The sequence below is a fragment of the Actinoplanes octamycinicus genome (genome assembly GCF_014205225.1).
Taxonomy (GTDB): Bacteria; Actinomycetota; Actinomycetes; order Mycobacteriales; family Micromonosporaceae; genus Actinoplanes; species Actinoplanes octamycinicus.
In genome coordinates this window covers 1,613,218-1,637,487 of sequence record NZ_JACHNB010000001.1, presented here as the reverse complement: position 1 = coordinate 1,637,487, position 24,270 = coordinate 1,613,218, and the positions used below count along the sequence as shown (strand labels likewise).

The following is a 24,270-nucleotide window of genomic DNA, read 5'->3' as shown; positions in this document are numbered from 1 at the left end:
GACAACCGGGGGAGGTTGGCATGAGCGACCGCGAGAACACCACGTGGGGTCGTGGCCGGCCGTTGTCCAAGGCCTGGGCGGCCCGGGCGATGAACCGTTTCCTCGGCTCCACGGACGCCGGTCAGCAGTCCGGTGAGGCCGGTCCGGACGGCTCCGCGGTGGTCGACTGCGGGGTCTACGTGGCCGGCGAGCGGATTCCCGGCGCGTTCACCCCGGACCAGGCGTTCGCCGAGGCCCGCCGGCGCGACGACGCCTTCGTCTGGCTCGGCCTGCACCAGCCGTCCGAGCACGAGATGACGACCATCGCGCAGACCTACGGGCTGCACGAGCTGTCCGTCGAGGACGCCGTCAAGGCCGAGCAGCGGCCCAAACTGGAGCAGTTCGGCGACGTGCACTTTCTGGTGCTGCGGACCGCGCGGTACGTGCCGCACCAGGAGCTGACCGAGAGTTCCCAGGTGGTCGAGACCGGCCAGATGATGATCTTCATCGGTGACCGGTTCGTGATCACCGTCCGGCACGGCGACGCGTCCGAGATGTCGCCGGTCCGCGCCGACCTGGAGAAACAGCGCGCCCAGCTGCTGGAGCAGGGCCCGTGGGCGGTGGCCTACGCGGTCACCGACCGCGTCGTCGACCACTACCTCGAGGTGGCCGAGCAGGTCGAGGCGGACCTGGACCTGATCGAGGAGGGCGTCTTCTCGCGCGACAAGAGCGCCCCGATCCAGCAGGTCTACCAGCTCAAGCGGGAGCTGGTGGAGTTCCGCCGGGCGGTGGTGCCGTTGCAGCGGCCGCTCTCCGGGATCATCGCCAGCCAGGGCGTGGTGCCCAAGGAGATCCGCCGCTACTTCCGGGACGTGCAGGACCACCTGACCCGGACGGTGGAGCAGGTCTCCTCCTACGACGACCTGCTCAACTCGATCCTGCAGGCCCGGCTGGCCCAGGTGACCGTGGACCAGAACAACGACATGCGCAAGATCGCCGCCTGGGCCGGTATCGCCACGGTGTGGACCGCCGCCGCCGGCGTCTACGGGATGAACTTCGAGTACATGCCGGAGACCAAGTGGCAGTACGGCTATCCCGGCCTGGTGGCCCTGCTCTCAGTGATCACCGTCGTTCTCTATCGGGCCTTCCGCCGCAACGGCTGGCTGTAAAGTGACCGGGTGTCCGACCTGGAACGGTTGACCGGCGCCCTGATCGCTCACGACGCGGACCCGCCCCACCCGGCACTGCGCCGGCCCGCTCCGGTGGTGCTGACCGGGGTCCTGATCGCCGCGCTCACCGCAGGCGTCCTGGCGGCTTACGGCATGGTCACCGGCGCGGCCCTGGCCGAGCCGACCGATCCGACCGCGATCCTGCTCGACCGGCACTCCGGCGCCCGCTACGTCTACCTGGAGTCCGACCGCCGCCTGCACCCGATCCTCAACTACACCTCCGGCCTGCTGCTCGCCGCCGCGGAGAGCCCGCGGGTCAAAGCGGTGTCGACCAGGAAACTGGCCGGGGTGCCGCTGGGCGGGACACTCGGCATCCCGGACGCCCCGGACGACCTGCCGCTCGCCGGGAAGCTGCTGGACGGCGCCTGGACGGTCTGCACCGCGGGCGGCGCGGGCACCGTGCTGGTCGGGACGACCCCGACCGGCGGGACCGTCGCCGAGCAGGCACTGCTGGTCCGCGACCCGACCGGCCGGACCTTCCTGGTGCACGCCGGCCACCGGTTCCAGCTGCCCGCGGACCGGGTGGACGCCACGCTGCGCGCCCTCGGCTGGTATGGCCGCACGCCCGGCCCGGTCGCCACCGGCTGGATCGACGCGGTGCCGGCCGGTCCGGATCTGATCGCGCCCGAGGTGCCCGCCGCCGGCACCGCGTCGGCGCTGCCCGGCCGCTGGGTGGGTGAGGTGCTCACCGATTCCGCCGGGCAGTTCGCGGTGGTGCTGGGCGACGGCATCGCGGCGGTCACCGAGCTGCAGGCCCGGCTGCTCGGGCCGCCGATCGCAGTGGGCGCGGCATTCCGCGGGCTGCGGCCGTCCGATCGGGGCGTGCGGTCCGCCGCCGGCCTGCCGGCCGTGGTTCCTCCGATCGCCGAGTTTCCGGTACGGGCCTGCGTCACCCGCCCGGCGGACGGGCCGGCCACCGTACGCCTGAACCCGGCGGTCCCGGACGCCGGCCCGGTGCACGTGCCTCGTGGCCACGGCGCGGTGGTCACCTCGCCGGCCGGCCCGGTCCAGGTGGTCACCGACACCGGGCGGGCCTACCCGCTGGCAAGCGGCGACCTGCTGACCCGGCTCGGTTACCCCGGGGTGCGCCCGGTCACCGTGCCGGCCGAGCTGCTCGCACAGCTGCCGGCCGGCCCGCTCCTGGATCGGGAGCGGGCCGGCCGGCGCTGAGCTGTCCTACTTCGCCGGGTTGGTCTTCCCGGCCTGCTCGGTCGAGGTGCCGTTCGCCGTGGTGTAGACGGTCGGCTCCAGCGGCTCGAAGGCGGCGTCGTCCGCACCGGCCGGCGCCGGGTTGGGGGCGGCGTCGTACTCCTCCCACTGGGCCTCGCTGCGCCGCCTGGCGTACCACGCGGCGCCGATCCCGACGGCGGTGCCGAGCAGCGCGTACCCGGCCAGCTTGCTGCCCCGGCCCTTCTTGCGGCCGGTCGCCTTCGCCGCCTTGCGCTGCAGCTTGTCGGCGCGCTTACGCTGCTCCTTGAGTTCCTTCTTGCTGACCTTCTTGCCGGTCTTGCCGGCCTGCCGCGCGGTGTCGGTGGCCGCGGCGACCAGCGGGGTCAGGGCCGCGAGGGCGCTGTCCCAGCTCTGCGACGCGGCGTCCTTCGCCTTACCGGCGGCCGGCTGGACCCGCTCGACCGCGGCGTTGAGCCGGGGCCCGACGGTCGCGGTGGTCTCCTGAGCGGCGATCGAAGCGGCGCGCTTGAAGTGATCCACGCCCTGCCCGAGCTCGTTGCGCATCTTCGCGCTCCGGCGCTTGCGGCGCATCGTTGCGAACACCAGTGCCCACCTCCTGTGGTTTCTCCCAGCTCATGGTGCCTTCTCGGGTACCCCCGCGCGGCCGGATCAGTCACATGGGGGAGGATCCGACTGACGAGGCAGTTCCCATTCAACGCAGTTGGGAGTACCCGTGGCCGAGACGATTTACGCCACCCTGCACACCAACCACGGTCCGATCCGGCTTCAGCTGTTCCCGGACCACGCCCCGGCGACCGTCCGGAACTTCGTGGAGCTGGCCGAGGGCACGAAGGCGTACACCGACCCGCGCACCGGTCAGCCGGGCAACGGTCCGTACTACAACGGCACCATCTCGCACCGGGTGATCGCCGGCTTCATGGTCCAGATGGGCGACCCGACCGGCACCGGCCGGGGCGGCCCGGGCTTCCAGTTCGCCGACGAGTTCCACCCGGAGCTCTCCTTCGACCGGCCGTACCTGCTGGCGATGGCGAACGCGGGCCCCGGCACCAACGGTTCGCAGTTCTTCATCACGGTCGGCCCGACCCCGCACCTGAACCGCCGGCACACCATCTTCGGCCAGGTCGCCGACGAGCAGTCGGCCAAGGTCGTGGACTCGATCGCGAACACCCCCACCGGCCCGGGCGACCGGCCGCGTGAGGACGTGGTGATCGAGCGGGTGGAGATCGAGCGGGCCTGACCCGCACGGTACCTTTGGTGCCATGAGTGAGGCTCCGTCCACGTCACCGGTGTGCTATCGACACCCGGGCACGGAGACCATGCTCCGATGCAGCCGGTGCGAGAAACCGATCTGTCCGAAATGTATGAACGACGCGGCGGTCGGTTTCCAGTGCCCGGACTGTGTCAAGGACGGACGGCGTAGCCAGCGGCAGGCGCGCACCGCCTTCGGCGGGAGCCTTGTCGCTGGCCGCGCCGGTTACGCGGTGCGGTCCATCATCGCGCTCAACTTCCTGGTGATGGCCGTCTCGGTCGCCTTCGGCGGGCTGCGTGCGATCGCCGGCGCCGGCGGCTTCTTCAACACCGGCGGCGCCCCGACCCGGGTCACCAGGGCGTTCGAGGTGCTGGGCTACGCGCGCTACGGCGGCGATTGGCACGGCATCGCGGCCGGCGAGTGGTACCGGCTGGTCACCGCCATGTTCGTGCACTACGGCGCGCTCCACCTGCTGCTCAACATGATGTTGCTGTGGCAGATCGGCAGCTACCTGGAGGCCAAGTTCGGCCCGGCGCGGTTCCTGGCGCTCTATTTCCTGGCCGGTTTCGGGGGCAACGTCGCGGTCTACGCGCTGCAGGAGCCCTACATCCCCGCGGCGGGCGCCTCCACCGCGACCTTCGGCCTGGTCATCGGCATCATCATCGTCAACCGGCGGCTGGCACTGGACATCAGCTCGCTGGTCCCGCTGCTGGTGATGAACCTGATCTACACCTTCGCCCTGCCCGGCATCTCGGTCGAGGGCCACCTCGGCGGCCTGGCCGCGGGCGCCGCCGCCACCGTCGTGCTGGCCTATGCCAAGCTGCCGCACCGCACCGCGAAACAGGTGATCGGCTGCTCGATCCTGTTCGTGGTCCTGGTCGCCGTCGCGATCGCCCGCACCGTCCAGATCCTCAATTAGGATCACATTCGCCTTGTGGCGTACGCGCTAAGCGCGCAGCTCGGCGATCTCGGTCACCACGTCCTCCGGCATGGCGCCCAGCTCGTGCGCGCCGAAGAGGTAGACCGCGTCACCGGCGTCGATCTCCAGCAGCTCGCTGCGCAGGCCCCGCCGGGTGGTCCGGTCCACCCGCACCCGCTCGACCTGCGACCAGCTCAGCCGCCGCCGGCGGGCGAACCCGGTGACCACCGTGACGCCGTCCGCGTCGGCCGCGAGCCGGATCGGGACCACCAGGTCGCGCAGCGCCCAGACGAGCAGGGCCAGGGCGACCACCGCGGCCACCACCCAGCGCAGCCGGTCGCCGCCCCCGAACGCGACGGCCAGCACCACCACGGCGACCGCACCTATCAGCTTGGTGACCGGCAACACCGGTCGCACACGCCACTGCATGGGGACACTATGGCAGCACGACCGCTGTAATTCCTTATTCAGCAGCTCAGGCCGCTGCCTGCCCCGTTCACAGGCCGTTAATCAGGTCATGGACGTGATCTCGCGTACGTTCCTTCCCGCCACCACCGAAGCTGGCGTGGTCATCCCCAGCCGGCACCTCCCGATCGTCGAGCGTTGTGTCGATGCGGACGACGACGCGGTCCTGGTGGCCCGGTGCACCCGGCCGGAGGCCCCGCTCTCCGGCGACCACCTGCTGCTGCTCACCCGGCGCCGGCTCGTGGTCATCCAGAAGACGCCGGTGCTGCACCGGTTGCGCCTGCACCTGAACGCGAACCTGCGGCACCTGAGCAACGTCACCTGGCGCCCCGACCTGACCCGCCCGGCGCTGGAGATGGCGGCCACCGCGGTGGACGGCGTGCGCGAGCGGTTCCGGATGAAGTTCGCCGACACCGAGGCGGTGTGGCGCTTCGAGGGCGTGCTGCGCGACGTCTTCCTAGCCTAGGAACGCGGTGATCGACGTGCGCAGACCGGCCGCGTCGAGTCCGTGCGCCCGGGCGTGGTCCGCCCAGGTCCCGTAATCGCGGATCTCGGCCCGGCCCACGCCGAGGTGCAGCGCCCGGTGCGGGATGCCGCTCAGCGCCTCGCTGACCAGCCGGGCGGAGGTCCCGGCCAGGTACGGCTCGACAAGGATCACCTCGGCCCCGGCGAGCAGGCGCAGCCCCTCGACGTCCAGTGGCCGCGGGGTGTTGGTGTAGGCCACCGTCACGTCCAGGTCGCGGGTGGCGGCCAGCACCTGGTCGAGCATCGGCCCGACCGCCAGGACCAGCGGCCCGCCGCGCCGGAGCACCCGCAGCCGCCCGGCGTCGGCGTGCGCCCGCGCGTTCTCCTGCAGCCCGAGCCGGATGTAGACCCGGTCGTCGTGCCGGGCCGCGGTACGCAGCATCGCCGGGACCTCGTCGCGGTGCCCGGGCACCTGCACGGTCCAGCCGTCCAGGGTGTCGAGCAGGGCGACGTCGCCGGGGGACTGGTGGGTGTAGCCGGCGGCCGCCGCGTCGTACGACCCGCCGATGCTGACCAGCACCGCGCCGGTGTCCTGGTGCCCGAGGTCCAGCTTGATCTGCTCGTAGGCCCGGTCGATCAGGAACGGCGCGTAGGAGTGCAGGTAGGGCCGCATCCCGGTGAGCGCCAGCCCGCCGCCGACGCCGACCATCAACTGCTCCCGGATGCCCACGTTCAGCGCCCGGTCCGGGTGCCGGCGCAGCGCCGGGGCGAAGACGTCGGCCGAGATGTCGGCGAGCACCAGCGCGGTCCGCGGGTCCTCGTCGAGCAGTGCGGTGGTGGTCGCCACGAAGGTCTCTCGCATGATCAGCTCCACTTCGCCTCGACCGCGGCGACGACTAGGTGCGGCTGCTCACGCCGTACCGAAAGGGCTCTTTCGATCTGGTCGTGGTCGTGCCCGTCGACGAGCGCGACCGACCAGCCCGGGAAGCGCGCCGGGATGCCGCCGGGCCAGCCGTGCGTGGCCGACCGGTTGTCGATCACGATCGCGGTGAGCGGCAGCCGGATCGCGGCGGCGTACGCGATCGCCTCGTGGTTCGACCCCTCGTCCAGTTCCGCGTCCCCGAGCAGCACGAACGTCCGGGCCTCGGCGAACCCCTGGGCGCGCAGGCCGAGCGCGGTGCCGACGGCGAGCCCGAGACCGTGCCCGAGCGAGCCGGTGCCCACCTCGACGCCGGGGATCAACACCCGGTCCGGGTGGGTGCCGAGCCGGCTGTGCCACCGGCCCATCGTGTCCAGCCACTCGTCCGGGAAGAAACCGCGGTCGGCGAGCACCGCGTAGTAGGCGGCCGGCCCGTGCCCCTTGGAGAGCAGGAACCGGTCGCGGTCCGGCGCGTCGGCGGTCTCCGGGCTGACCCGCAGCACCCGTTCGTAGAGGACCCGCAGCACATCCACAGTGGAGTGCGCGCTGGGCGCGTGTTTCTCGTCGCCGGTGAGGCGTCGCAGCATCGTGACGGTCATGTCGGATAGGCTGCAACTTGAAGCTCACTTCAACTCAAGGGGAGCGGATGGAGACCCTCACCATCGGCGAGATGGCCGCCCGCAGCGGGGTGGCGCCCTCGGCGCTGCGCTACTACGAGCGGGAGGGCCTGCTGCACGCCGCGCGCACCGGCGGCAACCAGCGCCGCTACGAGCGGGCCGACCTGCGCCGGATCGCGTTCATCAAGATCGCGCAGCAGGTCGGGGTGTCGCTCGACGAGATCCGCGAGGCGCTCGCCGAGCTCCCGGAGAACCGGACGCCGACCAAGGCCGACTGGTCCCGGCTGTCCAGCCACTGGCGGCACCGGCTGGACGAGCGGATCGCCATGATGGAGCGGCTGCGCGACCAGCTGACCGGCTGCATCGGGTGCGGCTGCCTGTCGCTGCAGCGGTGCCACCTGATCAACCCGCGGGACCGGCTGGCGACCCGCGGCACCGGTCCGCAGATGATCCTCAACCCGCCGCGGGACTGACCGATCTTCCGGGGCGACCCCCATCGTCGTACCCCGTCAGGGAGATCCATGCGCACCACCCGACCGGGCCGCCCCGCGACCCTGCTCGCCGCCGGCCTCGGCACCCTGCTCTCGGCCGGGCTGGCCGCCCCGGCACACGCCGCCGGCGCCCCGGCGGAGGGCGTCTACCAGCTCGGGGCGAGCAGCGTGTTCGCCGGGCAGGCGGTCACCCTGACCCAGTTGTCGCTGACCGGCGACGAGGACGACTCGGTGCAGAACCGCCAGGTCGACTGGGGCGACGGCACGCAGGAGCCGATGGGCGACGCGGTGAGCCTGGCACACCGCTATGCCACCCCGGGCAGCTATCCGGTGAAGGTGGCGATCACCGACCTGGACGGGGACAGCGCCGGCACCGTGACCGACGGCGACACGGTCACCGTGGCGGCGGTGGGCGGGACGTACAAGCTGCTGGTCGGCACGGTGTGGAGCGGCCCGGAGGGCACCCAGGCGACGGCGCTGGCGCTCAGCGGCGTCCCGGCGGCCGCCGACACCGTGAAGATCGGCTGGGGCGACGGGTCGGTCAGCGAGGTGCCCCGGACCACCACCCGGGTGGTGCACACCTACCCCAAGGCCGGCACCCAGCAGGTGACCGTGACGCTCGCCGACGAGAACGGCGACTCGGCCGCCCGCGCGGTCGGCAGCGTCGCGGTGAAGTCGGACCTGACCCGGCCCTACATGACCGTCACCACGCCGGCGAAGAAGTCCAAGGCGTCGTCCTGGCGCACCGTCCGCGGCACCGTCGGCGACAAGGCCTCCGGCCTGCACCTGGCCGCGGTCGGGCTGGCCCAGGTGCACGGCCGGACCGAGTACTACTACAACGGCAAGAAGTGGGTGAAGGGACCGGCGGAGAACGCCAAGGCCTTCATCGTCCGGGCCGGCTCGAACGGCACGTGGTCCTTCAAGCCGGTGGTCGCGCCGGCCAAGGGCTCGCTGATCGTCTGGTACGCCGCGATCGACAAGGTCGGCAACGTTTACGCCCCGGTGGGCAAGCGGGTGAGCCTGACCGGCTGACCGGCTCGCGGAGGCCCGGCGGATGCCGGGCCTTCGCGCTGCTCACAGGCTTGCGGAGGATGTGGGATTCGAACCCACGATGAGTTTCCCCATACCGGTTTTCAAGACCGGCGCCATCGGCCACTAGGCGAATCCTCCCGTGGTGCCGCTCCAGTCTGCCAGACGTTCCGGGCGGGCTGTCGTTTGTGTCGGACCCGTGCGGCAAAGTCGATCCCATGCACGCCATCGTGATCGAGGACAAACAGCTGCGCTGGACCGAGGCGCCGGACCCGCAGCCGGGCCCGGGCGAGGTGGTCATCGACGTCACCGCCGCCGCGGTGAACCGGGCTGACCTGCTGCAACGCCAGGGGCACTACCCACCCCCGCCGGGCGCCCCGGCCTATCCGGGGCTGGAGTGCTCCGGGGTGGTCAGCGCGCTCGGGCCGGGTGTCGACGATCACCACGTGGGCGAGCGGGTCTGCGCGCTGCTGGCCGGCGGGGGCTATGCCGAGCGGGTCGCGGTGCCGGCCGGCCAGCTGCTGCCGGTGCCGGTCGGACTCTCCCTGGTGGAAGCGGCCGCGCTGCCCGAGGTGGCCTGCACGGTGTGGTCCACCGTGGTGGCCCACGACCGGCTCCGGGCCGGCGAGACGTTCCTGGTGCACGGCGGCGGCAGCGGGATCGGCACGTTCGCCGTCCAGCTGGGCCGGGCGCTGGGCGCGACCGTGCTGGTCACCGCCCGCTCGGCGAAACACGAGCGGCTGCGCGCGCTCGGCGCCGACCACACCATCGACTACCGGGAGCAGGATTTCGTCCAGGTGGTGCACGAGGTCACCGACGGCCGGGGCGCCGACGTGGTGCTCGACATCATCGGCGCGAAATATCTGGCGCGCAACGTCGAGGCGCTGGCCACCGGCGGCCGGATCTCGGTGATCGGCTTCCAGGGCGGCGCCCGCGCCGAGCTGGACCTGGGTGCGCTGATGGCCAAGCGCGGCACGATCTGGTCCGCCTCGCTGCGCGCCCGTCCGGTCGCCGACAAGGCCCGGATCGTGGCCGGCGTGCGCGACCAGGTGTGGCCGCTGGTCGCGGCCGGTCTGGTGAAACCGATCATCCACGCCACCTTCCCGCTCGCCGAGGCGGCCGAGGCGCAGCGCGTGATGGAGTCCAGTGACCACCTCGGCAAGCTGGTGTTGCTCCGCTGATCACCCGATCGAGGGAATATCCTCGCGGCGATATAGCCGATAAAGTCGGTTTTGCGGCGAGTCGCGACGGTGTCCGGCCGCGGCGAACCCAGCATGGACGGACAGCGCGTCCGACCCTCGGCCGCGCCTGAGGATCCGTTCGCTGGGGGACGCCGTGACGTACACACCGCACCGTGCCACGACCATTCGGGTGCTCGACCCGGATGACGACGGTGTGGACGAGTGGGCGCTGCGCTGGCGGGCGCGGATCTGGGTGGGCGGCGGCGTGTTCGTCGCCCTGGCCCTGATCACCTTCGGGATCTGGGCGGTGGCCACCGCCGACCGGCCGGCCGGCGGTCCCGCGGTGATCCGTGGCCTGCCCGCGGCCGGACCGGCCGACGCCGCGCCCGGCGGCTTCGGCATGCGGGTGCGGAACGTGCGGTGCGGCGTCTCCGCGATCGGCCCGGACGGGTTGGAACAGCGCGCCGCCGGGCAGTTCTGTCTGCTCGACGTGCGGGTCACCAACAACGGCTTGGAGCCGGAACTGTTCGACAGCGCCGCACAGCGGGTCTACGACACCAACGGTGCAGCGTACGCCGTCGCCGACGAGGCTGCGGTTTTTCTCAACGATGACAGTCCGACACTGCTCGACGAGATCGAGCCGGGATCCTCGGTGAACGGCGTCCTGCCGTTCGACGTACCGAAGAATGCCCAGCTCAGCGAGGTCTCGCTGAACGGGTCGTCGGCCACGCCGGGGATCCGGATGTCACTGCCCACCGCGGACTGACTGAGCCCCGTTATCTTTTCGAGATCGGGGGATTAATTATCTGAATCCAGCCACGCCGTATTTCAAGGTGTGTTGGCATGGTCCACGGAATACACAAAGTTGTCCGGGTTCCCATTGCCTTCCTTCGACGGCGGCAATAGCGCGGCGACGCACCTGGCGTCGCGCTGAAGATGGGATTCGCGTGAGTGCCCCGGGCCGATTTCGGAGGCAACACTGCACGGTACGTCCACTCGCCGCGTGCTGACCGTCGGCGCTCTCGCGCTGGCCGTCATCGCACCGGCCGTAGACCCCGCCGAGCACGGCGCGGAGGCGGTTCAAGCCCCGCCCGCACTGCCGGCGAACCCGGAGCCGGTGGCTCCGCACTCCGGGCACTTCTCCGGCGGAATCGTGGCCCCGGCCGGCGGTGGCATCGCCGCGCTCGGTGGCCTCGACGAGAGCCTCTACCAGCAGCGTCAGTCGGCCGCCGCGCGAGTGACCCGGGCCATGCAGCGCCGGGCAGCCGCGGTGCGGCCGGCGCCCCTGGCCCCGTTGCGGGCGCGCCCGGCGGCACCGCCGGCGACTCGGCTCCAGCCGGCCGCCCGGCGACCGGCCCCGCGCGCGGGGGTCCGGGTGGCCCGGGAGGCGCCCGCGCGGCAGGACCGCGGCATCCGGTCGTACCGGGCGCCGCAGCGGCGGCTCGTGGTGGCCCAGCGGCGGACCACGGTGTCGCACCGCGGCATGGTGCGCAAGACGGTCCGGCGAACCGTCGAGCGTCCGGTCCGGCGGTACGCCCGCGGCGGGATGAACGCGGTGATCGCGTACGCCCGGTCGCAGCTCGGCAAGCGGTACGTGACCGGCGGCGAGGGCCGCAGCGGCTTCGACTGCTCGGGGCTGACCCGGCAGGCGTACGCCCGGGCCGGGATGCGGCTGCCGCACTCGTCCCGCGCTCAGGCGGCGCGGGCCCGCAGCATCTCGCGCGCCCAGGCCCGCCCGGGCGACCTGGTGGTCGGGCGCGGGCACGTGGGCATCTACATGGGCCGCGGCATGATGATCGACGCCGGCAACCACCGGACCGGGGTGGTCTACCGGAAGATGTACCGCGGGCTCCGGGTGGAGCGGATCCCCGGCTCCTGACGGCTGTCGGGCCCTGTTGGGCCGGACAGCAGCCGGCACCCGCCAGGAGACGGGTGCCGGCTTGCTTGGCGCGCTGTCGCCCACCGATCGCAACCGAGCACGGGGATCTCTGCCGCACGCACCCGGTCGGATGTCTGACAGAAGCATCGCCGACCACCACGACGGCGGTGCGCACCACCTGTGCGTTTACCCGGACGGGTGACCCGGGCCCGCAACACTCGGGAAAGGCGGCCGACACGTCCGGCGGTTACTCTCGGCTCATCGTGGGAAAGCCAGATCAGTTAAGCCACTTCGCCGGAGGACCCCATGAGTCTTGACCGAGCTCTGGCCCCCGATCCGTACGACCTCCTGCCGCAAGTCCCGTCCTTCACGGTGACCAGCGCGGACGTGACGGACGGGCAGCCGCTCGACGAGCTGTACGCGCACACCAGCGTGGGCGGCAAAAATCTCTCGCCCCAGTTGTCCTGGTCGGGCTTCCCCGACGAGACGCGTGGTTTCGTGGTCACCTGCTTCGACCCGGACGCACCCACCGGCAGTGGTTTCTGGCACTGGGTGCTGGTCAATCTGCCGGTCTCGGTGACCGCTCTCGATCGCGGCGTCGACCCGTTGCCGGACGGCGCGTTCTGCGTCCGCAACGACTACGGCGAGCGCGGTTACGGCGGTTCCGCGCCGCCGCCCGGCGACCGCCCGCACCGGTACGTGTTCGCGGTGCACGCGATCGACGTGGACCGGTTGGAGGTGACCCCGGACGCGACTCCCGCGTACGTCGGGTTCAACCTGGCCTTCCACACCCTGGCCCGGGCCACGATCCGGCCGACCTTCGAGGTCCGCGGCTGACCGAGCACGCAGCGAGGCGCCGGCCAGCTGGCCGGCGCCTCGAATGCTGTGCGGGTGGGGTCAGCGCGGGGTGCGGGCCACCGCGAAGACCGACTGCCCGAACGGCGGCTTGACCAGCCGCTCGGCCGCCTTGGTCACCGGCAGCACCAGCGAGTCGTACACCTTCACCATCGGCCCCTCCTTCGGAGCCAGCTTGAAGATGCTGGTCGCGCCGTAGTAGCCGATCAGACCCAGCGCGTTCGCGTAGTGGATCTTCTCCATCTCCAGGCCGGCCTCGGCGAACGCGGCGCCCAGGGTCTTCTTCGTGTACCGCCGGATGTGCCCGGTGGCGATGTCGACCTGGCTCATCGCGAACATGAACGCCGGCACGATGATGATCACGTGGCCGCCCGGGCGGACCAGGTCGCGCATGCTGCGCAGCGCGCCGACGTGGTCCTCGATGTGCTCCAGCACGTTGTAGGACACGGCGGCGCTGTACTGCCCGGCGGCGTCCTGCGCGGGGAGCAGCATCTGCCGCACCTCGATGTTCGGGTGCTCGGCCATCCGCTCCTTGAGCAGCACGAGCCGGTCGGGGTCGGCCTCCGTCGCGGTGAACCGCGGAAGGTGCTCGGCCCACTCGATGGCGTAGTCCCCGAGACCACTGCCGATCTCGATGGGGTTGTTCCCCAGGTATGGGAGAGCGAGCTCGACGAACCACCGGCGGTGGTTCACGGCCGTGGCGAGGCCTTCGAGCACTTCGGACTGGATCCGCTGGTCTCCAGTGATGTCTGCCATAGGTGAGGTTCCCTCATCTTGCCGATCTGAGCTGACAGCGGGACCGGAGAAGTTAACCATCTACCGCCGCTATCCGAAAGTTGAGCGCCCGGGGGCGCCGATTTTTTGGCCTGATTGAGACATAGCCGGTGCTGGTGACTTCGATGGTTACCCGCCGCCGACCGCTTGGCGAGCGAGTGATCCACGGACACGCGGAAAACACGCGTACATATCGTCTCTATCACGCTGCGGGCGCTCATCGTGGAACTCTTCCCAACCTCGGTTAGGCTCGCCGATGCTATGACGATTACGGGTTTTGACTCGACGGGCCAGTCGACCGGTGAGACCGTTCTGCCGCCGCGCCAAGTGACCGCTGCCGAGGACCTGGACGCCGAGCTGCGCGCCCTTGAGGACGGCATCGCCACGGCGGCGCCGGTCTCCGCCGCACCCGCCGGGGAAAAGACCGAAGAGCAGGCCACGGAGCCTGTCCGGCGCCGTCCTGTGTGGCGCACGCTCGCCTGGCAGGACGTTCTCGCAATAGTAAGTTTCCTGGCTGTTGCGCTCTTCGTCACGGCCCCGTTGTGGCTCAATCTTGATCATGAGTTGCGCGATGATCCACAGGATCAGGCTTTCTTCGAGTGGATGCTGGCGCACGGTGCTCGTGTGCTCACGGATGGCGCTTATCCGTTCTTCTCGGATCGCATGAATTACCCCGATGGGGTGAACATGATGGCCAACACCTCGGTGTTGGCCGTTTCGTTGCCACTGACGCCCATCACTCTTCTCTTCGGCCCGCATGTGGCGTTCAACGTATTCTTGACCGGCGCATTGGCATTAACCGGTGCTTCATGGTATTTGGTGCTCGCCCGCCGCCTGGTCACCTCGCGGCTGGCCGCCTGGGTCGGCGCGCTGCTCTGCACCTTCGCGCCGAGCATGATCTCGCACGCCGGTGGCCACCCGAACATCGTCTCCCAGTTCCTGGTCCCGCTGATCATCTGGCGGACGCTGGAGCTGCGCGTTCCCGGCCGGGCCGTGCGCAACGGCCTGCTGCTCGGCGGCCTGCTGGTCTGGCAGGCGTTCATCAACCTGGAAATCCTGTTCATGACCGCGGTCGGGCTCGGCGTCTTCTGCGTGGTGCTCGGGCTGGTCCGGCGCCGGCGGCACCGTGGCGAGGCGGTCGCCTTCGTGCGCGGGCTCGTGGTGGCCGCGGTCCTCGCCCTCGCCGTCCTGGCGTACCCGTTGAGCGTCCAGTTCTTCGGCCCGCAGTCGTACCAGGGCCTGGCCGAGTCGGTGCGGGCCTTCGGCGCCGACCTCGGCTCGTTCACCGCTTACTCCACGCACTCGGTGGCCGGCCGCGGCGACCTGCCGCTGCGCCTGGCGCAGAACCCGTCCGAGCAGAACGCGTTCTTCGGCTGGGGCCTGGTCATCCTCTTCTTCGGGCTGATCCTCTGGCTGCGGCGCAGCGCCGCGGTGCTGACCCTGGGCGGGCTGGCGGTGCTGTTCGCCGCGATGTCGCTCGGCCCCAGCGTGCACCTGGACGGCGCGGACACCCAGGTGCCCGGCATCTGGGCGTTCCTGCACCACCTGCCGGTGCTGAACTCGGCGGTCCCGACCCGGTGGGCGATGGCCATCGCGCCGATCGTCGGCATCGTGCTGGCCCTCGGCTGCCAGCGCGCCGCCGACCTGATCCGCACCCAGCCGCACACCCGTGGCCCGATCCGGGTCGCGATGATCACCGCGGTGGCGATGGCGCTGGTCCCGATCGTGCCGACCCAGCTGGCCACGGTGCCGATGGAGCCGGTGCCGGCCTTCGTCACCTCCGGCGCGTGGCAGCGCTACGTCGACGACCAGCACACCATGGTCACCCTGCCGCTGCCGGACAGCAGCTATCCGGACCCGCTGCGGTGGAGCGCCTTCACCGGACAGGACCTGCGGATCGCCGGCGCCTACGCGCTGCTGCCGGTGGAGAACCCGCAGGACCCCACCGACCGCACCGCGACGTTCGCTCCGCCGTGGCGCCCGACCAGTGGGCTGATGGCCTCGATCCGGCAGGGCAACCCGACCCCCCAGGTGACCGACGCGCGCCGCGAGATGACCCTCGCCGACCTGCGCTTCTGGAAAGCCGGGGTGGTCGTGCTGACCCCGCAGACCCGGGACATCGAAATGATCCGCGCCATGTCCGACCTGCTCGGCTTCCGCCCGACGTGGACCGGTGGCCTGTGGATGTGGGATGTCCGCAATCTGGTCGACGACCCGGAGGCGGTGCTCACCGCCGAGGCCAGCAGCTGACGGGTCGTACCGTCAAGCGCTGTCTCTGACGATCTCGAGGGGCCGCGGACCGCAAGGTTCGCGCCGACCTCGCGGTCGTCTTTTTCTTTGCCTGAGGTACGACCGGAGCGTCGTCGCAACCGTGGAAATCGCGCGCCGTGCGGGAATGCCGGATTACGGAACCGTGCGGCGGTAATCCGATAATCCGGTTTACGGCTTGATGCAGCAGCCCGGGCAGAGTTTCGGGGTGGGCAGCGTGAAGGCCAGGCAGCAGGTCTTGCGCTGCACGTCGAGCTGCCCGTTGGCGCCCGGGACCAGCTCGATCAGGTCGCCGATGCCGAGCGCGCCGAGCAGCAGGCCGACCGACTCGGCGGACCGGCCCGGCGTGGCGTCCGCCGAGCGCAGGATGCCGTAGGCCACGCCGGAGGCGAGCGAGCCGAGCAGCGTCCGCTTGCCCACCCGGACCCGGTCGTGGATCGCGTCCAGCAGCGGGGTCAGGTGCTCGTCGAGGACGGCCCGGCGGAACTCGCCGAGCAGCGCGCTCTGGTCCGGCACGACGACCGCGTCCGGGTGGCCGCCGAGCGCCAGCGGATCGTCGGGCAGGACCGCGACCGGGGTCCCGGGGCGCAGCCCGACCCGGACCAGCACGCCCGGGCGGTCGAAGCTGATCAGCACGTTGTCCGCGGTGATCAGCGGGACCCGCCGGGCCGAGGCCCAGCCGAGCACGGCGGGCAGGGCCAGCCAGTAGGTGTACGACTTCCAGGCGAGCGCGGCGGCGGCGTGCGGCTGCGCGCCCCACTGGCGGCCGGCCGACTCCAGTAGGCTGGTCAGCGCCGGACCGGACAGCTCGGTGGCCGGGATCCAGCCGGCGCGGTCGGTGACGATCAGGCCGGGCGCCAGTGCGGGGACCTGAACGCCGCCGAACATGGTGTGCAACGTGGCGGTGACCGGAGCGAGTGGGTGGGCACCGGTGCGCAGCAGGGTGGCGGTCACGCGTTCACCAGCTTTTCCACCTCACCGCTCCCTGCAGTGGCCCCGGCTCCCGTCGGCAGACCGGCGCCCTGGTCGGACCGGCACTGCGGCTACGGCCCGAGGCGACCGAGAGTACCCGGTTAAGGCTAGCCTAACCAACATCTCCGGTAGGATCTTTCGGGCGAATACCCTCTGCAAGGTTTACCTAACGTAGCGTTGCGATGATGCCGGTTTTGTCAAGGTACCTGTCGGCAACGCGCTACTAGCCCCATCCGGATACCCGACGCCAGCGACACTGATGGTGCCGTCGCGAAGGGGACATCCGTGATGACCACCTCGCCCATTGACAGGGCCGCAGATCAGTTCGTTACGGCGCTTGCGCAATGGCGGGTCGAGCGCGGAATGACCAAGAAGCAGCTCGCCGCGCGCATGGGCTTCGATCCCTCCTACGTCAGCCACGTCGAAGGACGCCGCCACAAACCGACCGAGGACTTCGCCCGCCGGGCCGAGGCGGTGCTGGGTGCCGGCGGGGCGATCTGGCAGCGCTTCCAGGAGTACGACGAGCTCCGGCACGCCCGCGGCTCGGCACTGCACCGCGACCCGCCGGTGCCGGTCCAGTGGCTGCCGCCCGGCACCGGCCTGGTGGTGGAACGGGAGATCGCCGAGCTCACCTACCTCGGCGGTGAGTACCGCTGCCGGGTGATCCGGTCGCTCTACAACGCCGGTGTCGAGCCGGTCACGCGCTACCTGGTGAAGATCTCGGTGGACCGCTACCCGAACGACCCGGCCGGCTCCAACCGCCACCACCGGGAGAACCCGCTCACCTTCGAGGAGATGGACGTCCACGCGATGGCCGGCGAGGGCGACGCGGCCGAGTCCATGCAGTGGCGGGTCAAGCTGGACCGGGACGCGGCCAAGGAGATCTGGCTGCTGTTCGCGAACGAGCGCGGGCAGTTCCCGCTCTACCCCGGTGAACGCACCACGATCGAGTACGCCTACACGGTCGGCGAGAAGAAGTGGGGCCAGTGGTTCCAGCGCGCCGTCCGGCTGCCGACCCGGCAGCTCACTGTCCGCCTGGACTTCCCGCAGCGCTTCGAACCCCAGGTCTGGGGCGTCGAGGTGTCGCTGGCCGCCGAGGTCCCGGTACGCAGTCCCCTGGAACGCCGCAACGAGGGAGGTCGCGCCATTTTCGAGTGGTCCACCGATCAGCCTTTGTTGAACGCCCGGTACCGCCTGGAGTGGCGGTTCCGTGGCGCCGACGCCCCGATCTACGACGAGCTCGGCCCGCCCGAGCCACCCGCCCTGCCCCGCGCCTCGCACCGGATGCTCGGCATCGGGATCATCCAGCGCGGCTCCGACCTGCTCCGCCAGCGCGCCCGTCACTTCCAGCTGCCCCGCGAGGGCCCGGCCGCCCGGGAGACCGTCACCCGGCTGCTCACCTCGCTCGCCAAGCTGGAGGACCTGCACGAGTTCAGCAAGGGGGTGGGCCTGGCCGCGCCGCAGATCGGGCTGCCGGTGGCGGCCGCCGTGGTCCGCCCGCCGGAGCGTGAGGTCGAGCCGGTGGTGCTGCTCAACCCCCGGGTGGTCGGCGAGTCCGGGGACGGCGACGAGCAGTACGAGGGCTGCCTGTCGTTCTTCGACTACCGCGGCATGGTGGCCCGGCCGCTGCGGATCGAGGTGGAGCACGCGCGCTTCGACGGGACCCGGGTGGTGACCGTCTTCGAACGGGCCCTGGCCCGGTTGATCAGCCACGAGATCGATCACCTGGAGGGCCGGTTGTACGTGGACCGGATGGAGCCGGACGCGAAACTGGTGCCGATCACGCAGTACCAGCAGACCGGGCGGCCCTGGGACTACTGATCCGCTCGTCGCCTGGCCGGCGGCTGGTCGCCTCGTGCCCTGGCTGGCGGCTGGTCGCCTCGTGCCCTGGCTGGCGGCTGGTCGCCTCGTGCCCTGGCCGGCGGCTGGTCGCCTCGTGCCCTGGCCGGCGGCTAGTCGGTGAAGCTGTCGTACTTGATGCGCATGGGGGGGACCTGCAGCTCGGCGAGCGTCTTCAGGGTGGCCTTGACCATCGGGCCGGAACCGGAGACGAAGAAGTCGTGCTCGTTCCACGGGCCGTACCGCGCCACGATGTCCGAGATGTTGCCCTGCTCGCCGGGAAAGGTCGGGTCCTCGCTGCACGCGGTCACCACCGACAGCCAGGGATAGCGGGCGGCCAGGCGGTTCAGGTCGGCCAGGTCGTACAGGTCGTCCCGGGTCCGGGCGCCGAAGAAGACGTGCACCCAGCGGGTCCGGTTGTACCGGGTCAGCTCCTCCAGCAGCGACTTCACCGGGGCCAGCCCGGTGCCGCCGGCCACGAAGACGGCGTCCCGGGTCGATCGCCGATCGAGGGTCATGGTGCCCATCGGCGCCGCCAGCTTGATCATGTCGCCGACCTTGAGCCGCCGGACCAGCGCGCTGGACACCCAGCCGGCGCCCAGCGCCCGGACGTGGAACTCCAGCGAGTTGTCCCGGCGCGGCGCGTTCGCCGGTGAGTAGGTGCGCCACAGCCGCGGTTGATAGGGAGTCGCCTCCAGGCTCAGGTACTGCCCGGCGCGGAACTCCAGCGGCTGCAACGGGAGCACGGTGAAGACCGCGATGTCGTGCGAGCGGCGCTCGTGGGCGACCACCTCGCCGTACCAGTAGGGGGGATTCTGATCGGCGTCCGCACCGGCCAGCATCTTGCTGGCGATCACCGCGTAGGCGTCGGCCCAGGCCTGGTCGTACTCGACACCCCACTGTTCGCCGGCGAACGACCGCATCGACTCGATCAGCGCCCCGCCGACCACCTCGTAGTGCTCCGGCAGCACGTGGAACTTGCGGTGGTCCCGGCCGAGCGCCCGCAGGTAGTCGTCGAACCGCTCGGGATCCTCGAGCGTCTGCACCGCGGTGACGATCGCCGACAGCAGCCGGGTGCGCTGCACATCCATCTGCACCGGGAACAGGTCGCGCAGGTCGGGGTGCGACAGGAACATACGGGCGTAGAAGTATCCGGCGACCTTGTCCTGATGTTCCTCGACGAGGCTCCAGCTCTCCTTGAGCAAGCGTGCGAGGTCTCCCATGCATTCAGGGTGGTCAGCACAGTCGGGAACACGACGCACCAAAAGTGCGACTCGTCACGTCTTCCGGCGCGTCGTTCGCCGAAATGGCCGAATTCGGCCCGCCCTACAGTTAGGGCCGTGACTCTAGAAGGACAGCGGTCCACCCGATCGGCGTACCCGGCCGAGATCGTCATCGTCATGCTGCTGTCCCTCGGGCAGTCGGCGATCTGGTCCCTGGTCCGGCTGACCGCCACGCTCACCGACGGCAAGCCGCTGGCCAGCCACACCGCGACGCTGAACGCGCCGCTCTCGCCCCGGCCGTACCTGGACCTGACCTACCAGCTGCTGAACATCTTCTTCGACCTGGTCCCGGTCGCCCTGGCGTGGTACCTGCTGCGGCGCGACGGCATGCGCCCCGGCCGCGACCTGGGCATCGACTTCCGCCGGCCCGGCTACGACACCGGCTGGGGCGTCGCCCTCGCCGCCGGGATCGGACTGCCCGGGCTGCTGCTGGTCTACGCCGCGCTGCAGCTGGGGATCAGCGCGCAGATCGTGCCGTCCGCGCTGCAGCCGTACTGGTGGGCGGTGCCGGTGCTGATCCTCTCCGCGCTCCAGAACGCGGTGCTGGAGGAGGTGCTCGTGGTCGGTTACCTGATCACCCGGCTGCGGCAGCTCGAGGTGTCCACGGCGTGGATCATCGCGGCGTCCGCCGTGCTGCGCGGCTCCTACCACCTCTACCAGGGGTTCGGCGGCTTCATCGGGAACGTGGTGATGGGCGTGATCTTCGCGCTCTTCTACCTGCGGACGAAACGGGTGATGCCGCTGATCGTGGCGCACAGCCTGCTCGACATCACCGCGTTCGTCGGTTACGAATTGCTGCCGGACTCCTGGCTGAGCTGGCTCCGGTTATGAGCGGCCGGCCGGTCGCCGGCCTGCCTGCTCTGCTGGGCCGGCCTGCTCTGCTCGGTCTGCCTGATCTGCTTGCTCTGCCGTTTGGGCTGGCTGCCCGGCAGTTTCGGGTGCTTGGCCGACGGTGCGGGCTGCTTGGCCTGCGGGTTGGGCTGTCTGGCCGGCATACCCGCCGTAGCGCCGCTCCGCCCGGGTCGCCACCGCCTCCGCCGCGTTGTGGCCGCCGAGCGCCGCGCCGAGCAGGCTGGTGCCGGGCAGCACCCGGTCGGCCAGCCGGAGACCGGCCCAGACCGCGCCACCCCGGTAACCCGGGAGAAGGACCAGGATCTCCGCCGCCCGGTCCGGGTGGGTGGGATCGAGACCGTACGCCGCAGCCAGGTGCAGCACCAGCTCGGCGTGCGTCAACGAGGCCGTCGCGACCAGAGCGACCGGGGCGTAGGCGCCGGAGAGCGCGCTGAGGCCGCCGCGCAGCGTCGCCGTCCGGGTGAACCGGGCGGTGGCCAGCCTGGCCAGCGCCTGCGGGGTGGCGGTCGGGTAGGCCGAGCGGGTGTGGGCGGCCCAGGCGCCGGCCCGGGGGCCGAGGGTCTGGACGGCCGTCTCGGCGAGGAGTCTGGCGGCGTTGCGGGGGTCGGCCAGGAGGCGGGGCCAGAGGTCGACGGCCAGTTGGTCCGGGGTCGGGGTGACCGGGTGGGTGGCCCGGGTCGGCTGGGTGGGGATGGGGTGGAGGCTTTCCTTACTTACCGCTGGCGTCTGGGCGGTACTTACCGGTGGCGTCTGGGCTGCACTTACCGCCGGCGTCTGGGCGGCGCTCACCGGGAGTGTTTCGGTGGCGCTCACCGGGGGCGACTCGACGGTGGTCACTTGGGGCGCGTCGGTTGTCGGTCCGGCGGTTGTCGTCTCCGTCGGCGCCGTCTGGGCCGGCATTTCCGTCTTCGGCTGATCCGCCGGTGCGGTGGGCGCGACCACTGCCTTGGCGGGGGTGGTCTTCCGGGCGCGCTTGGCCGGGGCGGTCCGCTTAACCGGTGAATCGTTGCTGGTCGCCGAGTCGACGGTGGCGCTCTTCGCGGCGGTGCGGGCGCGTGGGGCGGCCTTCTTCGCCGGGGCTGGAGTCGCCTTCACCGGAGCGTCCGCCGCCTTGGGTGGGGCTTCGGTGCGCTGGGCCGGGGCCTCCGCCGCCTTGGTGGGGATCTCGGTGGGTTGGGCCGGGGCCTCCGCCGCCTTGGTGGGGACTTCGGTGGGTTGGGCTGGGGCTGCCGTTGCTTCCGGTGCCTTTGCCGGGGGCTTCGGGGTGCGGGCGGCTCTCCGAGTGGGCGGCTTTTCCGGATTTGTCGCCGGACGTGGTGACTTTTCGGCTTCGGGAGCTGCGGGCTCCGCGGCTTGTGTGGTCTTCGGCACTCGGGCGGGGCGCTCCGTCGTACCGGAAAGGGGGTTTTGGGGGTGACCTTCCGCACTGGCCCCGGGCCGTGGGGGCTGGAAGGTGACCGCCGGCGGCGCGCCGCGCCGCGCCGGCGGGGGAGCCGGCTCCTCGGAACCCGGTGCGCTGAACGGCGCGCGCGGATCCCGCCCACGCCCCCTCTGCTTCTCCTCCATCCTGCGCAGCGTAGTCGCAAGCGCAACGTTTCGCCTGTTCGCAGCCTTCGCGGCAGATCTTCGGGAGGTTTCGGGCGGACCTCTTTGTGCGGCCCTGAGACGGTCCGGTATCCTCAATCCTCGGTGACTCTGACCGGGTCACCAGGGAGACTTCGCCTAGTCTGGTCTATGGCGCCGCACTGCTAATGCGGTTGGGGTTTTAAAGCCCCTCCCGGGTTCGAATCCCGGAGTCTCCGCGCGAAAGTCAGTGTTGTAGGCTGACCGAGCACTGAACGAGCGCCCGTAGCTCAATGGATAGAGCATCTGACTACGGATCAGAAGGTTAGGGGTTCGAGTCCCTTCGGGCGCACCAAAGATCAAGGCCGTGACCTGCGGAAACAAGGGTCACGGCCTTTTTCGTTCCTACCTTGGCCATCGGTGACCCGAAATCTGCGACTCGTGTAGTCCGCCACGGCATGAACGTCCAGGCCATCCCGGACGCCACGGGCCGGTTGCCTGGGCCTCACCGGCCCTGCCCGGCTCGCCGCCGACCTGACCGCCACCCGCAAGCACGGCATGATCACGGCGCTGACCAGCGCCGAGGTGATGACCTTCGCGGACAAGGCTTGCCAGGCGCCGGCGGCACCGTGCGCACGCCGTTCAAGCGGCACCGCTACCGGCCGAAGCTGTCAGCCCGGCAGACAGCCGTGAACAAGGCTCATGTCAGACGTCGGGTGGATCGAGGAGCCTACGGATTCCCGCTTTCCGGCTGATTTTGGCCCGCGTCCTGCCGCTTCTCCTCGCTCGCCTTCATCATGGCGGTGTATTGATCAGGGCTGAGGATCACGAGATCGCTGAAATCCTCCGGAACGACCTCATCAGGCTGATCAGGTCCGGTGGGGTTGGGGCGGCTCACCCATGCGCTCAGGTCATAGACCTTCGAACAATAGTCGTCATGTTCCGGGACTTCAATCTCAAAGTTCAGCTCATCATTCTCCACCAGGGATGTCAAAATGGTCGGAAAGGTCCCGCCCATGCCTGGGTAAACAGATCCATCAGTGTCGGTCAACGGTAGCTCTATGCCAGTGACGACATTGGTAGTCGAGTTTCGGATGTAGAGTCGGTGCCGCTGTGATCCGATAAGTAGGTAGCCGGCAAGGCTGAATACTTCCCTGAACCACACCGAGCCGCCGTACAGCATCATCCGTAGCAGGGTGAAGTAGTCAGAGTCGTAGCGGGTCGCGCCGTGGGCCGCCGAGAAGCCGAGCTCCTCGGCGGCGATGATCACGTAGCCATGACTGTCGCGCTCACCAGCGACGTCTGCCAAATCGGCGCGCGTAAGGGTGCGAATCCAGTCGAATGCGGCATGGATGTCAAGTTCTCGCTCGTCCCGAGTCAGGCGAAAGGCAACGGCCACCCTGGCCGGCGCGGAATCTCCGGTGACGAGCATCAGCCTGGATTCGTTGACGCCGGCGCGGACGATGCCAGCAAGGCGGACCTCAGCCGGCTGCCGTCCGATCGGTGCGATCATCAGGGGGGCCAGCGCCTGCATGAACCGCTCATGCAGGTGGCCTTCCAGATCCTCACTCATAACACTCCTCCGCACGGCGTCGACGACAAATCCTACTTGATCTTATTAATCCACTCACGGCATTTCTCGGCCTTCACTTTTTGTTGTTCTTCGCGCAAGACGCAGTGATCACACCAACGTACGAGGCATTCGGAACCCGATACTTGTTGTCGTCAGTGATCGAGGACTGTCATGAAGGAAAACGAATCTTGACCTTGGGTCTACCGGCCGATTTAAGGCGGCTGAACCAGCACGATTGAGCGAAGCCGGGCGGTCCCGGTTGTGTCAATGAATAGAGAGGGGCCCGTTCTTCTCCGGGTCGACCGCAGCCGCATCGCTCGGGTCCACGGCTTCCGGGCCTGGGAGATGATGCTGCACCTCAGGGCGGTGTCGCCGGCCTTCGCTGGGCGCTAGGAGAAGCCCTGCTCGTCGGGGTGCTCGGCGAGAGGCGGCAACGACCGGACATCGGTCATCGGTCACGGCGCCGGTAGTGGTCGACCGCCAGTCCGGCGGCGCAGGCCAGCGTGATCAGCCCGAAGATCAGACTGACCACCGTCGCTCCGATCGTCGAGGAGGCGGCGTTGACCGCGAGGCTGATGATCAACAGGAGCCACAGTGCCGGGCGTAGGCGCCGGGCGCCCGCCAGGTTCGAGGTAGGCCCGGATGCGTCGGTGATGCGGTAGCGGTTCGTCATTGCTT

24 protein-coding genes, 3 tRNA genes and 1 pseudogene are annotated in these 24,270 nt (G+C 70.3%); 17 read left to right on the top strand and 11 right to left on the bottom strand.

The features are described 5' to 3' along the window. The first annotated feature begins 20 nt into the window (after nt 1-20). Nucleotides 21-1,148, top strand: a complete 1,128-nt coding sequence (gene corA, locus BJY16_RS07360) for a magnesium/cobalt transporter CorA (protein ID WP_185038343.1) — start codon at nt 21-23, stop codon at nt 1,146-1,148. Nucleotides 1,149-1,157: 9 nt separating this feature from the next. Next, nucleotides 1,158-2,378, top strand: a complete 1,221-nt coding sequence (eccB, locus tag BJY16_RS07355; RefSeq protein ID WP_185038342.1) for a type VII secretion protein EccB — start codon at nt 1,158-1,160, stop codon at nt 2,376-2,378. Nucleotides 2,379-2,384: 6 nt separating this feature from the next. Here the strand turns inward: eccB and BJY16_RS07350 are convergent, their stop codons facing one another. Further along, complete coding sequence (locus BJY16_RS07350; protein ID WP_239177410.1) at nt 2,385-2,981, bottom strand: hypothetical protein; 597 nt, start codon at nt 2,979-2,981, stop codon at nt 2,385-2,387. Nucleotides 2,982-3,111: 130 nt separating this feature from the next. Here BJY16_RS07350 and BJY16_RS07345 point away from each other — a divergent pair, with 130 nt between their 5' ends. Further along, a complete protein-coding gene (locus BJY16_RS07345; RefSeq protein WP_185038341.1) occupies nt 3,112-3,636 on the top strand; it encodes a peptidylprolyl isomerase in 525 nt (174 codons plus the stop codon). A gap of 22 nt (nt 3,637-3,658) precedes the next feature. Then, nucleotides 3,659-4,567, top strand: a complete 909-nt coding sequence (locus tag BJY16_RS07340) for a rhomboid family intramembrane serine protease (RefSeq protein WP_185038340.1) — start codon at nt 3,659-3,661, stop codon at nt 4,565-4,567. A 27-nt stretch (nt 4,568-4,594) separates the two neighbouring features. Here the strand turns inward: BJY16_RS07340 and BJY16_RS07335 are convergent, their stop codons facing one another. Continuing rightward, a complete protein-coding gene (locus BJY16_RS07335; protein WP_185038339.1) occupies nt 4,595-4,996 on the bottom strand; it encodes a PH domain-containing protein in 402 nt (133 codons plus the stop codon). Between the two features lie 88 nt (nt 4,997-5,084). Here BJY16_RS07335 and BJY16_RS07330 point away from each other — a divergent pair, with 88 nt between their 5' ends. Further along, nucleotides 5,085-5,498: a hypothetical protein gene (locus tag BJY16_RS07330; protein WP_185038338.1), complete on the top strand. Its 414-nt coding sequence runs from the start codon at nt 5,085-5,087 to the stop codon at nt 5,496-5,498. Here the strand turns inward: BJY16_RS07330 and BJY16_RS07325 are convergent. Further along, entirely contained in the window at nt 5,490-6,359 is an 870-nt protein-coding gene (locus BJY16_RS07325; RefSeq protein WP_185038337.1) for a transketolase family protein, read from the bottom strand. The genes BJY16_RS07330 and BJY16_RS07325 overlap by 9 nt on opposite strands. 2 nt (nt 6,360-6,361) lie before the next feature. Continuing rightward, on the bottom strand, nt 6,362-7,015 hold the full coding sequence (locus BJY16_RS07320) for a thiamine pyrophosphate-binding protein (RefSeq protein WP_185038336.1): 654 nt from the start codon (nt 7,013-7,015) through the stop codon (nt 6,362-6,364). Between the two features lie 47 nt (nt 7,016-7,062). On the opposite strand from BJY16_RS07320, the gene soxR reads away from it, so the two are divergent. Together soxR and BJY16_RS07310 are read left to right on the top strand one after the other, a co-directional pair. Next, nucleotides 7,063-7,506 carry a redox-sensitive transcriptional activator SoxR gene (soxR, locus tag BJY16_RS07315; protein ID WP_185038335.1) on the top strand — a complete coding sequence of 148 codons (444 nt, stop codon included), beginning with the start codon at nt 7,063-7,065 and terminating at the stop codon, nt 7,504-7,506. Between the two features lie 48 nt (nt 7,507-7,554). Then, entirely contained in the window at nt 7,555-8,556 is a 1,002-nt protein-coding gene (locus tag BJY16_RS07310; RefSeq protein ID WP_185038334.1) for a PKD domain-containing protein, read from the top strand. Between the two features lie 53 nt (nt 8,557-8,609). On the opposite strand, the gene BJY16_RS07305 is transcribed toward BJY16_RS07310, so the two are convergent. Next, nucleotides 8,610-8,694 (bottom strand) — tRNA-Ser (locus BJY16_RS07305). Nucleotides 8,695-8,771: 77 nt separating this feature from the next. Here BJY16_RS07305 and BJY16_RS07300 point away from each other — a divergent pair. The 4 genes from BJY16_RS07300 (at nt 8,772) to BJY16_RS07285 (ending at nt 12,450) form a co-directional block, all read left to right on the top strand. Then, a complete protein-coding gene (locus BJY16_RS07300) occupies nt 8,772-9,734 on the top strand; it encodes an NAD(P)H-quinone oxidoreductase (protein WP_185038333.1) in 963 nt (320 codons plus the stop codon). Between the two features lie 154 nt (nt 9,735-9,888). Next, nucleotides 9,889-10,500 (top strand): DUF4352 domain-containing protein, encoded by a 612-nt coding sequence (locus tag BJY16_RS48310; RefSeq protein ID WP_185038332.1) that lies wholly within the window; start codon nt 9,889-9,891, stop codon nt 10,498-10,500. A 237-nt stretch (nt 10,501-10,737) separates the two neighbouring features. Further along, nucleotides 10,738-11,613, top strand: coding sequence for a C40 family peptidase (locus BJY16_RS46950; protein WP_239177412.1), 876 nt, complete (start codon nt 10,738-10,740; stop codon nt 11,611-11,613). Between the two features lie 306 nt (nt 11,614-11,919). Beyond that, nucleotides 11,920-12,450: a YbhB/YbcL family Raf kinase inhibitor-like protein gene (locus BJY16_RS07285; protein WP_185038331.1), complete on the top strand. Its 531-nt coding sequence runs from the start codon at nt 11,920-11,922 to the stop codon at nt 12,448-12,450. Between the two features lie 60 nt (nt 12,451-12,510). Here BJY16_RS07285 and BJY16_RS07280 read toward each other — a convergent pair whose 3' ends face one another. Then, on the bottom strand, nt 12,511-13,224 hold the full coding sequence (locus BJY16_RS07280; protein WP_185038330.1) for a class I SAM-dependent methyltransferase: 714 nt from the start codon (nt 13,222-13,224) through the stop codon (nt 12,511-12,513). Nucleotides 13,225-13,503: 279 nt separating this feature from the next. Between BJY16_RS07280 and BJY16_RS07275 the strand changes: the two genes are divergently transcribed. After that, the gene (locus BJY16_RS07275; protein ID WP_185038329.1) at nt 13,504-15,492 is read left to right on the top strand and encodes a DUF6311 domain-containing protein; all 1,989 of its coding nucleotides are present in this window, start codon (nt 13,504-13,506) and stop codon (nt 15,490-15,492) included. Between the two features lie 189 nt (nt 15,493-15,681). Here BJY16_RS07275 and BJY16_RS07270 read toward each other — a convergent pair whose 3' ends face one another. Beyond that, nucleotides 15,682-16,398, bottom strand: coding sequence for an IucA/IucC family C-terminal-domain containing protein (locus BJY16_RS07270; RefSeq protein ID WP_185046314.1), 717 nt, complete (start codon nt 16,396-16,398; stop codon nt 15,682-15,684). Between the two features lie 372 nt (nt 16,399-16,770). Between BJY16_RS07270 and BJY16_RS07265 the strand changes: the two genes are divergently transcribed. Beyond that, a complete protein-coding gene (locus tag BJY16_RS07265; protein ID WP_185038328.1) occupies nt 16,771-18,303 on the top strand; it encodes a peptide deformylase in 1,533 nt (510 codons plus the stop codon). Between the two features lie 131 nt (nt 18,304-18,434). Here BJY16_RS07265 and BJY16_RS07260 read toward each other — a convergent pair whose 3' ends face one another. Further along, entirely contained in the window at nt 18,435-19,544 is a 1,110-nt protein-coding gene (locus tag BJY16_RS07260) for a globin domain-containing protein (RefSeq protein WP_185038327.1), read from the bottom strand. A 117-nt stretch (nt 19,545-19,661) separates the two neighbouring features. Here BJY16_RS07260 and BJY16_RS07255 point away from each other — a divergent pair, with 117 nt between their 5' ends. Further along, a complete protein-coding gene (locus BJY16_RS07255) occupies nt 19,662-20,435 on the top strand; it encodes a CPBP family intramembrane glutamic endopeptidase (protein ID WP_373873447.1) in 774 nt (257 codons plus the stop codon). Here BJY16_RS07255 and BJY16_RS07250 read toward each other — a convergent pair. Beyond that, complete coding sequence (locus BJY16_RS07250) at nt 20,430-21,551, bottom strand: hypothetical protein (protein WP_185038326.1); 1,122 nt, start codon at nt 21,549-21,551, stop codon at nt 20,430-20,432. The genes BJY16_RS07255 and BJY16_RS07250 overlap by 6 nt on opposite strands. A 616-nt stretch (nt 21,552-22,167) precedes the next feature. Between BJY16_RS07250 and BJY16_RS07245 the strand changes: the two genes are divergently transcribed. From BJY16_RS07245 to BJY16_RS07235, 3 genes and pseudogenes are all read left to right on the top strand, one after another. Beyond that, nucleotides 22,168-22,258, top strand: a tRNA-Ser gene (locus tag BJY16_RS07245). 40 nt (nt 22,259-22,298) lie between these two features. Next, nucleotides 22,299-22,374 (top strand) — tRNA-Arg (locus tag BJY16_RS07240). Between the two features lie 91 nt (nt 22,375-22,465). Beyond that, nucleotides 22,466-22,735: pseudogene (locus tag BJY16_RS07235) on the top strand (transposase family protein); the annotation flags it as partial. 14 nt (nt 22,736-22,749) lie between these two features. On the opposite strand, the gene BJY16_RS07230 reads toward BJY16_RS07235, so the two are convergent. Both BJY16_RS07230 and BJY16_RS07225 read right to left on the bottom strand, forming a co-directional pair. Continuing rightward, entirely contained in the window at nt 22,750-23,592 is an 843-nt protein-coding gene (locus BJY16_RS07230; protein WP_185038325.1) for a hypothetical protein, read from the bottom strand. A 448-nt stretch (nt 23,593-24,040) separates the two neighbouring features. Then, nucleotides 24,041-24,265: a hypothetical protein gene (locus BJY16_RS07225; protein ID WP_185038324.1), complete on the bottom strand. Its 225-nt coding sequence runs from the start codon at nt 24,263-24,265 to the stop codon at nt 24,041-24,043. Nucleotides 24,266-24,270 lie beyond the last annotated feature (5 nt).

What these genes read in the sequence shown, in the direction of transcription:
- BJY16_RS07225 (WP_185038324.1), bottom strand. Translation starts at nt 24,265, where the DNA reads ATGACGAACCGCTACCGCATCACCGACGCATCCGGGCCTACCTCGAAC.
- BJY16_RS07285 (WP_185038331.1), top strand. Translation starts at nt 11,920, where the DNA reads ATGAGTCTTGACCGAGCTCTGGCCCCCGATCCGTACGACCTCCTGCCG.
- BJY16_RS07340 (WP_185038340.1), top strand. Translation starts at nt 3,659, where the DNA reads ATGAGTGAGGCTCCGTCCACGTCACCGGTGTGCTATCGACACCCGGGC.
- BJY16_RS07335 (WP_185038339.1), bottom strand. Translation starts at nt 4,996, where the DNA reads ATGCAGTGGCGTGTGCGACCGGTGTTGCCGGTCACCAAGCTGATAGGT.
- BJY16_RS07330 (WP_185038338.1), top strand. Translation starts at nt 5,085, where the DNA reads ATGGACGTGATCTCGCGTACGTTCCTTCCCGCCACCACCGAAGCTGGC.
- BJY16_RS07270 (WP_185046314.1), bottom strand. Translation starts at nt 16,398, where the DNA reads ATGTTCGGCGGCGTTCAGGTCCCCGCACTGGCGCCCGGCCTGATCGTC.
- BJY16_RS07320 (WP_185038336.1), bottom strand. Translation starts at nt 7,015, where the DNA reads ATGACCGTCACGATGCTGCGACGCCTCACCGGCGACGAGAAACACGCG.
- BJY16_RS07265 (WP_185038328.1), top strand. Translation starts at nt 16,771, where the DNA reads ATGACCACCTCGCCCATTGACAGGGCCGCAGATCAGTTCGTTACGGCG.
- BJY16_RS07325 (WP_185038337.1), bottom strand. Translation starts at nt 6,359, where the DNA reads ATGCGAGAGACCTTCGTGGCGACCACCACCGCACTGCTCGACGAGGAC.
- corA (WP_185038343.1), top strand. Translation starts at nt 21, where the DNA reads ATGAGCGACCGCGAGAACACCACGTGGGGTCGTGGCCGGCCGTTGTCC.
- BJY16_RS07300 (WP_185038333.1), top strand. Translation starts at nt 8,772, where the DNA reads ATGCACGCCATCGTGATCGAGGACAAACAGCTGCGCTGGACCGAGGCG.
- BJY16_RS07280 (WP_185038330.1), bottom strand. Translation starts at nt 13,224, where the DNA reads ATGGCAGACATCACTGGAGACCAGCGGATCCAGTCCGAAGTGCTCGAA.
- BJY16_RS07230 (WP_185038325.1), bottom strand. Translation starts at nt 23,592, where the DNA reads ATGAGTGAGGATCTGGAAGGCCACCTGCATGAGCGGTTCATGCAGGCG.
- BJY16_RS07310 (WP_185038334.1), top strand. Translation starts at nt 7,555, where the DNA reads ATGCGCACCACCCGACCGGGCCGCCCCGCGACCCTGCTCGCCGCCGGC.
- soxR (WP_185038335.1), top strand. Translation starts at nt 7,063, where the DNA reads ATGGAGACCCTCACCATCGGCGAGATGGCCGCCCGCAGCGGGGTGGCG.
- BJY16_RS07275 (WP_185038329.1), top strand. Translation starts at nt 13,504, where the DNA reads ATGACGATTACGGGTTTTGACTCGACGGGCCAGTCGACCGGTGAGACC.
- BJY16_RS07260 (WP_185038327.1), bottom strand. Translation starts at nt 19,544, where the DNA reads ATGGGAGACCTCGCACGCTTGCTCAAGGAGAGCTGGAGCCTCGTCGAG.